Origin of the sequence: Segatella copri (genome assembly GCF_024330485.1) — a bacterium.
Taxonomy (GTDB): domain Bacteria; phylum Bacteroidota; class Bacteroidia; order Bacteroidales; family Bacteroidaceae; genus Prevotella; species Prevotella copri_L.
In genome coordinates, this window is the sequence record NZ_JANDWX010000021.1 from 35,355 (window position 1) to 50,426 (window position 15,072).

Annotated in this window: 11 protein-coding genes; 3 read left to right on the forward strand and 8 right to left on the reverse strand. The window is 48.3% G+C overall.

Annotated features, from left to right (window positions below; all coding sequences use genetic code 11):
* The first annotated feature begins 28 nt into the window (after positions 1-28).
* The 3 genes from NNC77_RS11475 (at position 29) to NNC77_RS11485 (ending at position 5,443) form a co-directional block, all read left to right on the forward strand.
* Entirely contained in the window at positions 29-1,102 is a 1,074-nt protein-coding gene (locus tag NNC77_RS11475; RefSeq protein WP_254970882.1) for a metallophosphoesterase, read from the forward strand.
* Positions 1,103-1,169: 67 nt separating this feature from the next.
* Positions 1,170-3,971 (forward strand): TonB-dependent receptor, encoded by a 2,802-nt coding sequence (locus NNC77_RS11480; RefSeq protein WP_254970883.1) that lies wholly within the window; start codon positions 1,170-1,172, stop codon positions 3,969-3,971.
* A gap of 77 nt (positions 3,972-4,048) precedes the next feature.
* Entirely contained in the window at positions 4,049-5,443 is a 1,395-nt protein-coding gene (locus NNC77_RS11485; RefSeq protein ID WP_118078697.1) for a hypothetical protein, read from the forward strand.
* A 480-nt stretch (positions 5,444-5,923) separates the two neighbouring features.
* Here the strand turns inward: NNC77_RS11485 and NNC77_RS11490 are convergent, their stop codons facing one another.
* From NNC77_RS11490 to lysS, 8 genes are all read right to left on the reverse strand, one after another.
* On the reverse strand, positions 5,924-7,126 hold the full coding sequence (locus tag NNC77_RS11490) for a uracil-xanthine permease family protein (RefSeq protein WP_117691623.1): 1,203 nt from the start codon (positions 7,124-7,126) through the stop codon (positions 5,924-5,926).
* Positions 7,127-7,141: 15 nt separating this feature from the next.
* The gene (locus NNC77_RS11495) at positions 7,142-8,350 is read right to left on the reverse strand and encodes a GDP-L-fucose synthase family protein (protein ID WP_254970884.1); all 1,209 of its coding nucleotides are present in this window, start codon (positions 8,348-8,350) and stop codon (positions 7,142-7,144) included.
* 44 nt (positions 8,351-8,394) lie between these two features.
* Positions 8,395-9,504 (reverse strand): GDP-mannose 4,6-dehydratase, encoded by a 1,110-nt coding sequence (gmd, locus tag NNC77_RS11500; protein ID WP_022121697.1) that lies wholly within the window; start codon positions 9,502-9,504, stop codon positions 8,395-8,397.
* A 65-nt stretch (positions 9,505-9,569) separates the two neighbouring features.
* Positions 9,570-10,295 carry an HAD family hydrolase gene (locus tag NNC77_RS11505; RefSeq protein ID WP_254970885.1) on the reverse strand — a complete coding sequence of 242 codons (726 nt, stop codon included), beginning with the start codon at positions 10,293-10,295 and terminating at the stop codon, positions 9,570-9,572.
* A 3-nt stretch (positions 10,296-10,298) separates the two neighbouring features.
* Entirely contained in the window at positions 10,299-11,654 is a 1,356-nt protein-coding gene (locus NNC77_RS11510; RefSeq protein WP_118140204.1) for a glucose-6-phosphate isomerase, read from the reverse strand.
* An 84-nt stretch (positions 11,655-11,738) separates the two neighbouring features.
* On the reverse strand, positions 11,739-12,737 hold the full coding sequence (locus NNC77_RS11515; RefSeq protein WP_022121699.1) for an NAD(P)H-dependent glycerol-3-phosphate dehydrogenase: 999 nt from the start codon (positions 12,735-12,737) through the stop codon (positions 11,739-11,741).
* A gap of 68 nt (positions 12,738-12,805) precedes the next feature.
* The gene (locus NNC77_RS11520; RefSeq protein ID WP_144151990.1) at positions 12,806-13,168 is read right to left on the reverse strand and encodes a four helix bundle protein; all 363 of its coding nucleotides are present in this window, start codon (positions 13,166-13,168) and stop codon (positions 12,806-12,808) included.
* 17 nt (positions 13,169-13,185) lie between these two features.
* Positions 13,186-14,922, reverse strand: coding sequence for a lysine--tRNA ligase (gene lysS / locus NNC77_RS11525; RefSeq protein ID WP_117727407.1), 1,737 nt, complete (start codon positions 14,920-14,922; stop codon positions 13,186-13,188).
* Positions 14,923-15,072: the final 150 nt, after the last annotated feature.

Genomic DNA, 15,072 nt, shown 5'->3' on the forward strand with positions numbered 1-15,072 from the left:
TAAAAGTATTATAGTCAGATAAAGAAAAATGGAAAAGAAAGTATCGGGTAAGCATAGCAGCATGAATGGCTTTGCTATGATGAAAGGTAGAGTAGTTACAGTAGTTTTGGCTTCGGCTTTATTGTTGGGTGGAGGCTTGACTGCACAGGCTCAAAACGCAGCATTAACAACCTGTTCTCAGAGTGCAGCAACCGCTATTCCGCAGAATCCTAACTGGAAGGCGAATGCTGCCGAATGGCAGAAACTGAAGGGTGAAATCACCCTCTACATGACCAATGATATGGGTCGCAACGGCTACTACGACCAGAAGCCTATCGCCGAACTGATGGGCGAGATGGCGGGCACAGTAGATCCGGAATGTGTACTTGCCGTGGGCGACATCCACCATTTCAATGGCGTGGCTTCTACCCAGGACCCTCTGTGGCTTACCAATTACGAATGGGTTTATTCTCATCCCGACCTGATGCTCAACTGGTTCCCGGTTTGCGGCAACCATGAGTATCGTGGTAATACTCAGGCTTTTATGGAATACGGCAAGGTGAGCCGCCGCTGGATGATGCCAGCCAAATATTACACCAAGGTGTTCGACCACAAGGGAACCACCATCCGTGTCATCTTCCTCGACACCACACCTCTTATCGATTCTTATCGCAAGAATGTGGAAATCTATCCTGATGCCTGCAAGCAGGATGCAGAGGCTCAGCTCTCCTGGCTCGACGAAACCCTGAAGAATGCCAAGGAAGACTGGGTCATCGTGGTAGGTCATCATCCTATCTACGCCTACACCACGAAGAAGGAGAATGAGCGTCTCGACATGCAGAAGCGCCTCCTGCCTATCCTCCATAAATATAATAATGTGGCGATTTATGCCTGCGGTCACATCCACAACTTCCAGCACATCCAGAAGAAGGGCGACAACATCGACTACGTAGTCAATTCCTCTTCATCTCTGGCTCGTCCTGTGAAGCCTATCGATGGCACCGTGTTCTGCAGTCCTGCTGATGGCTTCTCTGTATTTACAGCAGATAAGAAGCAGCTCAGAATGTCGATGATTGACAAGGATGGAAAAATCATCCACACGGTTTTAAAGGTAAAAAAGTAAAAAGGTAAAAAAGTAAAAGAAGCTTTTTTGCGAAAAGAAACGAATGAAGATTTCAATAGCGATATAGATGAAAAGATTTTTACTGAGTGCGGCGCTTCTTGCCGCAGCGACTACCACCATCCAGGCACATACGCTGGATGGTATAGTCAAGGATAACAAAACGGGCGAACCCCTCATCGGAACCGTAATCCGGGTAAAGGAGCTGCCCAACGTGAGTACCACCACCGGACTTGATGGTACTTTCACCCTGCATGAATTGCCAGATAAAGGCAAGTTTACCATCATCGTTTCCTACATGTCTTACAAGACCAGGGAGATGGTAGTGGATGTGGCTAAGAAAGACAAGGTGGATATTCCGATGGATGAAGACTTGAAGCAGCTGGGCGAAGTGGTGGTTACCGGCCATCGTGAATACCGCAGCGACCGTAGCGCCATAGAATCCGTGAAGAATGCCGGCAACGTGCTCAACGTGATGAGCCAGCAGAGCATCCAGCTTTCGCCTGATGTCAACGTGGCGAGCGTTTTGCAGCGAGTATCGGGTGTAACCATGGAGCGTGATGCATCGGGCGAGGCTTCCTACGCCATCCTCCGAGGCATGGACAAGCGCTACAACTACACCCTGGTGAACGGCGTAAAGATTCCTAGTCCGGATGATAAAAACCGTTATATCCCTTTGAATATCTTCCCTTCAGATCTGATGGACCGCCTCGTGGTTTCCAAGTCTCTGACTGCTGATATGGAAGGCGATGCTGCCGGCGGCGTGGTGGACATGGTGATGAAGGATGCCCCATCCTGCTTCCAGATTCAGGCGAATGCAGCCATCGGAGCAAGTGATTATTTCTGGAAGGATGGCAGAGATTATCTTACCAGCAACCGCTCTGATTATACAAAGAAATCTCCTTACGAGGCTTTCGGCTCTGAATACAAGGCACAGATGAGCGATTTCAAGAACGGTCCTGTTCAGTTGAAGAGCCATTCTCTTCCTGCTCCTAACTTCATAGGAGGTCTGAGCATCGGCAACCGCTTCTGGAACGACCGCCTGGGCGTGATGCTTGCCGGAAGCGTTCAGAATGTTTTCCGTGGTACAGAGCGCACCTACAATTCCGTAAAGATGGCTTCGGGCGAGCAGGCCATGTACATTTCCAATCTGCAGCATCGCTATTATAGCATCCACGACCTTACTGCGGGTGCTCATGCCAAGTTCGACTTAACCCTGCCTGGTCACAAGCTGGAATGGTACAACATGTATGTGCGCACCAATTCCAAGGGCACCAGATACAACAATAGCGTCAACACCGAATACATCGGAGCCGACAGCTACACCCAGGATGATGAGGTGCGCTCTCTTTCAACCACCCAGAGCATCTTCGCCACCAACCTGAAGGGCACGCATCAGCTTACCAAGGATTTTATCATAGATTGGTCGGGCGTATTCTCGCAGGCTAAGGAGGAAGATCCGGACAGAACTTACGTTACCCTGACGAATACCGTGAGCAGAAAAGCCGAGAATGGCGGCGATGCCGTTTCGGGTTCCATCTGGGAAGGCGACAAGAACATCACCAAGACCCTGCCTAAGAGTGCCGAACGCCGGTTCCAGCACAATAAGGATACCGACTGGGCGGGTTACATCAACCTCTCTTACGATACCCATTTCGCCAACGATGTGGAAGCACTCTGGAAGGCGGGCGCGCAGTATCGCAGAAAGGAACGCAGCAACAGATATTATTCTTACATCTTCAATCCTGCCGACATCTCGCAGCGATTGGATGGCAACGGAATAGACCAGTTTGCTCACATCGATTGGGTTTGCAAGACTCCTTATTCTCAGGCTTCGCAGCTCAACTACGATTCCAAGGAGCACATCGGCGGAGCCTATGCCATGGTAACCCTGAAGAGCGAGGTGGGCGAACTGAATGCCGGTTTCCGTGCCGAGCATACCAACCAGATTTACACCATGCTCCAGCACTTCCGCAATATGGGACAGGTGGGCGAGCAGAGCTACTGGGATTATCTGCCATCGGCATCCATTAAGTGGACGCCAACCAAGAAGATGAACGTGCGTCTCTCTTACTATCGCTCCATCAACCGTCCGGGCTTCTACGAGATAGTGCCTTATCAGATTCAGGGCGAGGAGTATCAGGAAAAGGGTAATCCAAACCTGAAGCGTGCCCGCATCGACAACATCGACCTGCGCTGGGAGTGGTTCCCAAGCAAGACCGAACAGATTCTTGCCGGCGTATTCTATAAGTATCTGAAAGACCCTATAGAACAGGTGTTCGTAACATCGGATGGCAAGATTGGAGCCGGAACCGATGCCTATTACATGCCTGATAACCTGGGTAATGCCAAGAACATGGGCTTCGAAATCGATGTGATCAAGTACATCCGCCACTTCGGAGTAAAGGCGAATTATACTTACACCCATTCTGAAATCACCACCTCGAAGCGTGAGTACCAGGAGGGTAGTGCCGAGTATAAGACGGGTGTAACCCAGACCCGTCCGCTGGTTAACCAGGCTCCTCATACCGCCAACATCTCCTTATTATATAAGGATACGGAGAATGGCTGGAATGCGCAGCTGGCCTCTTCCTTCACGGGCACCAAGCTTACCCTGGTTTCTCCCTTCAAGGATGCCGACCAGTGGGATAAGGCGATGTTCGGTCTCGACCTGAGTGCCGAGAAGCAATTCAAGAACGGCATCTCCATCTTCTTCAAGGCAAACAATCTGCTTGATGCCAAGCGTGAGAGATACTTGAAGACCATGAACAAAAGCAACCTGGAGTATGAGGGCCAGAAGAGCGATAAGACCATCGTGGGAACTTATCAGTATGGCAGAACCTTCCTGCTGGGAGTAAGATACAAACTTTAAAAGGTAAAAAGGCTTTTAAAGGTAAAAAAGGTAAAAAAGTAAAAAGGTAAAAAAGTAAAAAGGTAAAAAAAGAAGAAATGAAAAAGATAAATACTTTTGCTGCTTTGCTGTTGATGGCAGCAGCTGCAATGTTCTCCACATCTTGCGAGAACGATAATATCAATCCATACGATTACGTGAATAATGGCGGTAATGGAAGTGATGGCAATGAGAACCAGGGTTCTAAGGATATCATCACAACGAAGGTGGCAGAATATCCTAAAGGCTCTCTGGTTTGGAGCAAGGATACTACCCTCAGCGAGAGCGTGGAGATTCCTGTAGGAACATCGCTCTACATCGAGCCGGGCGTAACTGTTACCTGCAAATCAGAGGTTCAGGTACCGGTAGAAATCGTGGTATTGGGCAATCTCTATTGTCTGGGAACCGCCGAGAAGCCAGTTACCATCACTTCTGATACCAAGAAACCAGCCGATTGGGGCGGCATCATCTGCGGCTACAATTCAGAAGAGGTGGTGCTCAACCACGTAGATGTGGCCTATGCCGGTGCTACTCCTACCGAGAGTTCTGCTTCTTTCCAGAACAAGCTTTTCAAGACCACTATCGATGGCGGTGTGCCAGCCTTCCACTTCTGTAATGTAAACGGCAAGTTTGTGATGGCAAACAGTTTCTTCCATGACAACTACAACGACCAGACTTATTTTACAGGTGGTAACGGCGTGATTATCAACAATATCTTTGCCGATAGCGGAAATGCAGCCGATGGTGGCGAGGCCATCAACGTAAAGGCAGGTTGCAAGATTGATGTAGCCAACAACATCATCTACAATGCCTGCACCAACGCCTTCAAACTTTCTAATGCCGGCAATAGCGAGGTGATTCCTCTCACCGAGATGACCGCCTATAACAATACCATCATCAACTGCGGCTGGCGCCGTTCCAAAAACAAAAAGGGTGGTTCTGTCTGGGTAGAGAAGGCAGCGAAGCCAGTCTTCGTGAACAACCTCATCTACGATTCCCGTTTCGGACTGAAGCAGCCAAAGAAGGATGGTGCTGATATGGAGCACAGTCGTCTTACACCAAACTACTACTTTGCATCTACAGAGACAGGCGTAGCGCAGATGGCGAAGGATGCAGAGCTCGGCATCTGGTTTGATACCGATATCAAGAGCAGCGTGGCTGGTCAGCTCAACCCTCTCTTCAAGAGTTTCAAGCAGAGCGAGAAGATGAACATCAATTGCGAAATTGATGATGTAGCCCAGGGTGCTCCATTGGCATTCGACAAGAGTTGGAATTTCGATTATCAGGCAGGCAGTCCTGCTCTCTCAGGAGGTGTAACCGATTTTGTCCGTCTCTTCCCACAAGGTCTGCCATTCTTCGGCATGAAGCAGGTGAATTTCCTGGATAAGAATAACGACCAGAACTATTACTTCGCCGCCCCATTGCCAAGCGCAAGATTCGGAGCGAGATTGTAAAAAGCGATTATAATATCATAGCGCGATTAAATAAAAGAGGATGCGTGCAGGCGACATGATGTAGCTTGCACGCTTTTCTTGTACAATCGGTTTAGTTCGAGATAGAAACAACGTCTTTTCTTCATCTCTCTTACCTTCTTTCTTCTTGTATTAATAATGTGTTAATCTCGGGAAAAGTCTTGGTTGATTATAGGATAAAATGTTCTTTAACCCTATTGAAATCTCCGTTCATAGACGTTGAACCGCGGTTCAGCGTCTTTGAACGGCGGTTCAACGTCTTTGAACGGACATTCAACGTCTATGAACGGAGATTTTATCTAAGTATAAATGTTTCTTTTCTTAGTTGAAAGAACAGTTTTAGTAGGGTAAATTCCTTGTTTTACCTCTCTTTTTGTTCTAATTCATCCGCTTACTCCGAATGATGCAAGAAAAAAAGAAAAAGCTTTGAAAACAATCTCGTTTTCAAAGCTTTTTCCTTATTTATGCCTCTTTCTTCTTCGTCTTAGGAAGAACGAGGTTGAGAACTACGCCGATGACGGCGGAAAGACCGATGCCGGAAATGGCGAAGGAACCGGATGAGAGAACGGCGCCACCCAAGCCCATCGTCAGCATCACAGAGATGATGATAACATTGCGGGTTTCATTCATGTCTACCTTGTTCTGCATCAGATTCTGAACGCCCACACTTGCGATGGTTCCGAAAAGCAGCAGCATGATGCCACCTAAAACTGCCTGAGGAATGCTCTGCAACAAAGCACTCAACTTGCCCACGATAGAGAAACAGATGGCGGTGGCTGCGGATATGCGAATTACGGCAGGACTCGTTACCTTGGTGATAGACATCGCACCTGTTACCTCTGAATAAGTGGTCTCAGGAGGTCCGCCCAGAAAGGCTGAACAGAGACATGCCAGTCCATCGCCCAACATCGTGCGATGCAATCCCGGATCTGCCACGAAATCCTTCTTGGCTACGGCACTCACCACATACACATCGCCGATATGCTCCAGTACCGGAGCTATTGCCACGGGCAACATATAGAGGAATGGAGCCCAGGAAAAATGGGTGATGGTATCGAAGGATACAGGACAGGAAAACCATGATGCCGCTGCCACGCCCGAGAAATCTACCTCGCCCATGCAGATGGCGATGACGTAGCCCACGATAACCCCCGAAATGATAGGAACCAGCTTCATCAAGCCCTTGCAGAAGGTAAGCACCAGGATAGCGGTGATGAGCGATGCAAAGGCGAGAATCCAGTTGGTCTTTGCCATATCCACAGCGCTGCCCGAAAGGGAGAGACCGATGAGGATGATGGCGGGACCGATGACTACCGGAGGAAAAATCCTGTCCAGCAGTTTCTTGCCCTGCCATTTCACTAGGGCGCTCATGACGAAATACACCAGAGAAACGCTGGTTAGTCCGGCGATTGTTCCCGGCAGTCCCCATTGCTTGGTTGCAGCGATGATAGGGGCGATAAAGGCGAAGGAACTGCCCAGGAAAATAGGCACCTTACCCTTGGTGATGAAGTGAAAAAGAAAGGTTCCTACACCAGCGGTGAAGAGAGCCGTTGCCGGATCGATGCCTATCAGAAGAGGCACCAGAACCGTTGCTCCGAAAGCCACAAACAGGAACTGTACTCCCACAAGGGTTTTCTTGGTCATAGAAAGTTGTTCTGTATCCATAGTCAATATTCTTTATTAGTCTTTCAGACTCTCCTGATACCAGTCGAAGAGTTTCTTCACACCATCCTCAATCTCTACCTTATGCGTCCAGCCGAGGCTGTGGAGCTTATCTACAGAGATGAGCTTGCGCATGGTTCCATCTGGCTTGCTGGCGTCAAACTCTACCTCGCCTTCGAAACCTACTGCCTTTACTACAAGCTCAGAAAGTTCACGGATGGTGAGCTCCTTGCCGGTACCCACGTTGATGTGGCAGTTGCGAATCTCACCGAGAGAAGGGATAGCGCCGCCACGGCCCTCAGAGTTGTTTCTATCCACAGCACCATCTACCTTGGCACCATAGAATACAGAACTGTACTTCTCGATACCGATGATGTCCTTGAAATCTACATTCAGGAGCATGTGAACGCTGGCATCTGCCATATCCTCGCTCCAGAGGAATTCACGCAATGGCTTGCCGGTTCCCCAAAGCACTACCTTGTTGTCGTAGATGCCATAGAACTCCAGCGCCTTCAGAATGCGCTCGTGAGAGTTGTTGCCGTCTACGTTACCCTCGCCGATGATTTCGCGGAGCTTATCAGTAGGGTTGATAGGGCGCTTGTTCATATCCACCTCGATGCTGTGCCAGTCGCCATCGTGGATGAGTTTGGCAAGATAAATCTTGCGCATCATCGCAGGCATTACGTGGCTGTTTTCCAGATGGAAGTTATCGTTAGGGCCATAGAGATTGGTTGGCATCACAGCGATATAGTTGGTACCATACTGAAGGTTGTAGCTCTCGCACATCTTCAGTCCGGCAATCTTAGCAATGGCATATTCCTCGTTGGTATATTCCAGCGGAGAAGTAAGGAGCACATCTTCGCTCATAGGCTGCGGTGCATTCTTAGGATAGATGCAGGTAGAGCCCAGGAAGAGGAGTTTCTTCACGCCATGAGAATAAGCGTTGCTGATTACGTTGCATTGCATCTTCATGTTCTGCATGATGAAGTCTGCACGATACAATGAATTCGCCATGATACCGCCCACGAAGGCAGCAGCCAATACTACTGCATCAGGCTTTTCCTCGTCAAAGAACTTCTCTACTGCATACTGGTCGGTCAAGTCGAGTTCTTTGTGAGAACGACCTACCAGGTTGTTATAACCTCTCTTCTTGAGGTTATTCCAGATAGCAGAACCCACGAGTCCGTGGTGTCCTGCAATATAAATCTTACTATCTTTTGATAACATTGATTATTGCTATAAACTATCTATCAACTGTTAACTATAAACTATTACTTAACAATACCCTTCTCAAGATATTCTGCAAGATTGCAGCGAACCTTCTGACCGGCATCCTCGGCAGCTACCTTCGCCATATCGCTCTCTACCATGATCTTGACGAGATCCTCGAAAGAGGTGGTGTTAGGATTCCAGTTGAGCTTAGCCTTTGCCTTTGTTGGGTCACCCCAGAGGTTCACCACGTCGGTAGGACGGTAGAAATCAGGAGAAACCTCAACGAGTGTCTTGCCGATGAGTTCCTCAGGACCCTCAACGCAGATACCCTTCTCGTTCTCATCCTTGCCTTCCCATTTCAGTTCGATTCCTACATAGTGGAACGCCAGCTGGGCGAACTCACGGACAGAGTGCTGCTTACCTGTTGCAATCACGAAGTCCTCTGGCTTCTCAGCCTGGAGAATCAGCCACATACACTCTACATAATCCTTGGCATAACCCCAGTCGCGGAGCGAATCCAGGTTACCGAGATAGAGCTTGTCTTGCTTGCCCTGCTTGATGCGGGCTGCAGCCAAAGTAATCTTGCGGGTAACGAAAGTCTCACCACGGCGCTCACTTTCATGATTGAAGAGGATACCCGAGCAGCAGAACATATCATAAGCCTCACGATACTCCTTGACAATCCAGAAACCATACTGCTTGGCAACAGCGTATGGAGAATAAGGGTGGAATGGAGTGTTCTCGTTCTGAGGAACCTCTTCTACCTTACCGTAGAGCTCAGATGTTGAAGCCTGATACATGCGGCAGGTCTTCTCCAGACCGCATTGGCGGATAGCCTCCAGGATACGGAGCACACCGGTAGCATCTACATCTGCTGTAAACTCAGGGGAGTCGAAGCTCACCTGTACGTGGCTCTGTGCTGCCAGATTATATACTTCAGTAGGTTTCACCTTGTTCATTACCTGGATGATACTCATAGAGTCACCGAGGTCAGCATAGTGAAGATGGAAATTAGGCGTACCCTCCAAATGGGCAATTCTTTCGCGGTAGTCGGTAGATGACCGGCGGATAGTTCCGTGAACATCATACCCTTTTTCCAACAATAATTCAGCCAAGTATGAACCATCCTGGCCTGTAATACCTGTAATTAAAGCTACTTTTCTATTCATGTCATTATATGTTTTTAATGATGTCTTTTTATTGAATAAGTCAGAATATCTGTGGGTGAACCGGATTAAGCCTTAGCAATCAGGTTTTCAAAGTCATCACAGAATTCAGTCATCTGGTGATAGAGTAGATTGCAACCCTTATTGGATAATTCTTCATCTGGTAGCGGACCGCTGTTAATTGCTACCGTAAAAATGTTGGCTGCCACGCCGGCACGGACGCCCAAAGGAGCATTCTCTACCACGATGCCTTCCCAGGGTTTCAGGTTTCCTGCCTTCTGCAATCCCATGAGATATGGGTCAGGATTTGGTTTGCCGCGCTTTACATCATAGGCGGTTACGATATGTGCTTCATCCAGAAAATCGCCGAAGTCGTTGAGCAGTCGCATGATGAGCGGGCGCTGTCCGCTTCCTGTTACCACTCCTACCTGCATGTCGGCATCTTTAATCTTCTGCATGATTTCCTTTACGCCAGGAAATATTTCGGCAGTAGGCATCGAGTGGAATATTTCGGTCTTCACATCATACATCTTCTGTGCTTCGTCCAGCGTGATGTCGATGCCCTTCTGCTTCTTCACCATCATCTGGATGGTGTCAATGCCTCGGGCTCCTTCGGTGGCATAAGCATCGGCTGCTGTCATGTGGATATCAAACTGTTTCATCGATTCCTGCCATGCCACAGCATGATTTGGCATACTGTTGTACAGCACGCCGTCCATATCAAAAAGCACGGCTTTAGGGTTGAATTCCCCAAAGCCGTGTTCTTTCATATATTTAAAAATAATTTCCTTCATCAATTATTCATTCTTCAAGCGCTCCTGGATAGCTTTGCTCTCTGCCTCATAACCTGGCTTGTTGAGCAATGCGAACATATTCTTCTTGTATGCCTCAACACCAGGCTGGTTGAATGGGTTCACCTCTTCCAAGAGACCGCTGATACCGCAAGCCTTCTCGAAGAAGTAGATCAGCTGACCGAGGTAGTAAGCGTTCAACTCTGGTACGTTAACCAGGATGTTAGGAACACCACCGTCAACGTGAGCCAGACGTGTACCGAGCTCTGCCATCTTGTTCACCTCGTCAACACGCTTGCCCTCGAGGAAGTTCAAACCGTCGAGGTTCTCATCATCGTGAGGGAAGAGCAACTTCTCGTTAGGAGTCTCTACGCTGATAACAGTCTCGAAGATAGAGCGCTCGCCCTGCTGAATCCACTGGCCCATAGAGTGAAGGTCGGTAGTGAAGTCGCAAGCTGCTGGGAAGATACCCTTCTGGTCCTTACCCTCGCTCTCACCATAAAGCTGCTTCCACCACTCAGCGAAGTAGTGAAGTTTAGGCTGGAAGTTGCATACGATCTCAATCTTCTTGCCAGCCTGAGTATAGAGAGCCTGACGTGTAGCTGCATAGATAGCTGCAGGATTCTCCTCGAAAGCTACGTCCTTGCCGCAAGCCTTCTCCATGTCAGCCGCACCAGCTACGAGCTGCTTTACATCGAAACCAGCTACTGCGATAGGCAACAAACCTACTGGGGTCAAAACAGAGAAGCGGCCACCTACATTATCAGGGATGATGAAGCTCTTGTAACCCTCCTTGTCAGCACAAGTACGTGCAGCACCCTTCTTGGCGTCGGTTACAGCTACGATAACATCCTTAGCCTCTTCCTTACCGCGCTGATCCTCGCATTGCTTCTTCAAAAGACGGAAAGCGAGAGCAGTCTCAGTAGTGGTACCAGACTTAGAGATATTGATGACACCAAACTTCTTGTCCTTCAAGAAAGAAGTCAACTCGAAGAGGTAGTCCTCACCGATATTGTTACCTGCGAAGAGGATAGTAGGGTTCTTCTTGTCGTTTACGAGCCAAGCGAAAGAGTTGCCGAGGCCTTCGATAACGGCGCGTGCACCGAGGTAGCTACCACCGATACCTGCTACAACAACCACCTCACACTTTTCGCGCAAAGTATTGGCAACAGCCTGAATCTCATCGAGGAACTCAGGAGTGATAGAAGATGGCAAATGCAACCATCCCAAGAAATCGTTACCTTCACAAGTGCCGTTCTCAAGAGCTTCCTGAGCGGCCTTAACCTTAGGCTCGTAAGCCTTTACTGCACCTTCTGCAAGGAATGATGCAGCCTTTGTAATGTTTAAGCTGATACTTTTCATTTTTTCTTTTAATATCTAAATGAATGTGTTAATGTTACTACTTGAAGCCAAACTCTTCTGCCGAAACCGAAGGATAGGATGTGCCTATCTGAACGAGTCGGTCAAGAGTTTGATTTCGATTTGCGGACTGATGCGCTCGTACAATATATTATATACAGCATCGAGAATCGGCATGTTGACGTGCATGTGGCGATTGATTTCCTTCATACACTTGGTGCCGAAATATCCTTCTGCAATCATCTCCATCTCTATCTGCGCACTCTTCACGCTGTAGCCCTTGCCTATCATGGTTCCGAAGGTGCGGTTGCGGGAAAAGTTGCTGTAACCTGTTACGAGCAAGTCGCCCAGATAAACTGAGTCGTACATGCTTCGGTCGATAGGGTGGACGGCTGTCAGGAAGCGGTGCATCTCCTGAACGGCATTTGACATGAGTACCGCCTGGAAGTTGTCACCATACTTCAGACCGCCACAGATACCTGCTGCGATGGCGTATACGTTCTTCAGAACCGAAGAGTATTCGATACCGATGACATCGCTCGAAGTCTTGGTCTTGATGAATTCACTCGCCAGACAATCGTTGGCGAAGGCACGCGCCTTTTCGGTATCGCTACAGCCCACGGTGAGATAGCTCAGTCGCTCCAGTGCCACTTCCTCGGCATGAGAAGGACCTCCGATGCAGGCGAGGTTCTCGTAAGGCACATCGTAAACCTGATGGAAATACTCTGAGCAAACGAGGTTTTCATCTGGCACAATACCTTTGATGGCTGTGATGATGAACTTGTCGCTGAGTCGCGTCTTGAGCTTCTTGAGATGATTCTTCAGATAAGGCGACGGGGTGACGAACACGAGTGTATCGTAATTCTGCACTATCTTGTTGATGTCGGAAGAGAAGAAAATCTCATCTACATTGAATCGTGCCGACATCAGATAGGCAGGGTTGTGCCCCATGCGCTTGAAGTCCTCGATGCGGTCATCGCGACGCATATACCAGCCTATGTGATGAGTATGACCCACCACAATCTTGGCTATTGCCGTAGCCCAGCTACCGCCGCCAATTATCGCTATTTTACCGCAGTTATACATGTTAATGTTGAATGTTGAATGTTGAATGTTGAGTTGGCATACGCCTTGCATGCTGGATGTTGTGAGACTTAATGGCTGTCTGGTTGTAATTTCTTAGTAACAGAAGCAAGAAGACTTACCATTTCATTGGCATCCTTATATATAGATAGGTATAGCTTTTCGTCTAAGTATTTAGTTCGATACAAAAGCTCTATCCAATATAATGTCTCTTTACTTTCTTTGAGAGAAATGTAAACCTTTGCAGCAAAGTCTGCTTTGCTGATTGCTGACTGAGCTTCGGAAAGATTAGCTCCGATACTAGTACCAGAACGAAGGAGTTGTTTGCTTAAAACAAACTCCTTCTTCTCGTTACATAACCATTTGTATAGATTAACGATGCGTACAGCAAAATCCATACTCTTGGTCATAAGTAAATCTTTTGCGCTGCTCATAATTCAACATTCAACAATCAACATTCAACATTACTACGATCAATCCAGCCCTGGATGTCGTCAACAGAAGGCTTCTCGTAGCCGAGCTTGTACTTCTTGTTGATTTCTCCAATCTTCTGCTGCAAGCCTTGTGCTTTTTCTTCACGGATATCAGAGATGAGGTTGAAGCCTGCCTTGCGGAGCACGTATGCCCAATCCTCTGGCACGCCAATCTCTTCCCATTCCTTGATGGTGCTCTGTGGCATCTTCTTCTCTGGCTTCATCTGTGGGAAGAACAGTACCTCCTGGATGAAGGTCTTGCCTGTCATCAACATGACCAAGCGGTCGATACCGATACCGATACCTGATGTTGGAGGCATACCGTACTGGAGGGCACGGAGGAAGTCCTGATCGATGATCATCGCCTCATCATCACCCTTGTCGGCAAGCTTCATCTGGTCGATGAAACGCTCTTCCTGGTCAATTGGGTCGTTGAGCTCAGAGTATGCATTGGCAAGCTCCTTACCGTTTACCATCAACTCGAAACGCTCGGTCAAGCCTGGCTTAGAACGGTGCATCTTGGTCAATGGAGACATCTCTACAGGATAGTCGGTGATGAAGGTTGGCTGGAGGAAGGTTCCCTCGCAGAACTCGCCGAAGAGCTCATCAATCAACTTACCCTTACCCATGGTCTCATCTACGTCCATGCCCTTCTCCTTGCAGAATGCGCGGATCTCTTCCTCGGTCTTGCCGTTGCAGTCGAAACCGGTCTTTTCCTTGATGGCATCGAGGATAGGCAGACGGCGATATGGAGCCTTGAAGCTGATGATGTTGCCATCAATCTCGCGCTCTGGCTTGCCGTTAACGGCGATACAGATCGTTTCGAGCAACTTCTCTGTGAAAGCCATCATCCAGTTGTAATCCTTGTACTGAACATAAAGCTCCATACAGGTAAACTCAGGGTTGTGGTTGCGGTCCATACCCTCGTTGCGGAAGTTCTTGCCGATTTCATAAACACCCTCGAAACCACCTACGATGAGGCGCTTCAGGTAGAGCTCGGTAGCGATACGCATGTACATATCCTGGTCGAGCGCATTGAAGTGGGTGATGAATGGGCGGGCAGAAGCACCACCGGCAATGCTCTGAAGGGTAGGAGTCTCTACCTCAGTATAACCTGCGTTGTCGAGTACGCTGCGGAGTGTGCGGAGTACGGTAGCACGCTGCAGGAAAGTATCCTTTACGCCATCATTAACGATGAGGTCAACGTAGCGCTGGCGGTAACGCAACTCAGGATCATCGAACTTGTCGTAAGCCACGCCATCCTTGTACTTCACGATAGGGAGTGGCTTCAAGCTCTTAGAGAGCAGGCACAGTTCCTTGGCGTGAACGGAAATCTCGCCAGTCTGTGTGCGGAATACGAAACCCTTTACACCGATGAAGTCACCGATATCGAGAAGTTTCTTAAATACTGTATTATAAAGGTCCTTGTTCTCGTCTGGACAAATCTCGTCGCGGGCGATATAAACCTGGATTCTTCCCTTTGAGTCCTGCAACTCAGCGAAGCTAGCTTTACCCATTACGCGGCGCCCCATCATACGTCCGGCGATAACTACCTGGCGTGGCTCGTCCTCGTCCTTGAATTCAGCTTTGATATCTGTGCTGAATGCATTGGTTGGAAACTCTGCTGCTGGGTATGGGTCGATGCCCATCTCGCGCAATGTCTGAAGACTCTGTCTGCGAACGATTTCCTGTTCGCTTAGCTCTAAAATGTTCATATTCTATTCAGATATATCTTTTATTTTCTTATTTTTGGTGCAAAAATACAAAATAAATCTGAACTATATGCCGTTTTTTATGTTTTTTATTATTAAAGAAAGGAAAAGGTATGTAAAGTTTGCCCTTCATCAAATAAAAAGTGCGATAAA

Bases quoted from the DNA above. Each gene is read 5' to 3' on its own strand.
- NNC77_RS11505 (WP_254970885.1), bottom strand. From the start codon at position 10,295: ATGAAGGAAATTATTTTTAAATATATGAAAGAACACGGCTTTGGGGAA.
- NNC77_RS11490 (WP_117691623.1), bottom strand. From the start codon at position 7,126: ATGGATACAGAACAACTTTCTATGACCAAGAAAACCCTTGTGGGAGTA.
- NNC77_RS11495 (WP_254970884.1), bottom strand. From the start codon at position 8,350: ATGTTATCAAAAGATAGTAAGATTTATATTGCAGGACACCACGGACTC.
- NNC77_RS11520 (WP_144151990.1), bottom strand. From the start codon at position 13,168: ATGAGCAGCGCAAAAGATTTACTTATGACCAAGAGTATGGATTTTGCT.
- NNC77_RS11515 (WP_022121699.1), bottom strand. From the start codon at position 12,737: ATGTATAACTGCGGTAAAATAGCGATAATTGGCGGCGGTAGCTGGGCT.
- lysS (WP_117727407.1), bottom strand. From the start codon at position 14,922: ATGAACATTTTAGAGCTAAGCGAACAGGAAATCGTTCGCAGACAGAGT.
- NNC77_RS11480 (WP_254970883.1), top strand. From the start codon at position 1,170: ATGAAAAGATTTTTACTGAGTGCGGCGCTTCTTGCCGCAGCGACTACC.
- NNC77_RS11510 (WP_118140204.1), bottom strand. From the start codon at position 11,654: ATGAAAAGTATCAGCTTAAACATTACAAAGGCTGCATCATTCCTTGCA.
- NNC77_RS11485 (WP_118078697.1), top strand. From the start codon at position 4,049: ATGAAAAAGATAAATACTTTTGCTGCTTTGCTGTTGATGGCAGCAGCT.
- NNC77_RS11475 (WP_254970882.1), top strand. From the start codon at position 29: ATGGAAAAGAAAGTATCGGGTAAGCATAGCAGCATGAATGGCTTTGCT.
- gmd (WP_022121697.1), bottom strand. From the start codon at position 9,504: ATGAATAGAAAAGTAGCTTTAATTACAGGTATTACAGGCCAGGATGGT.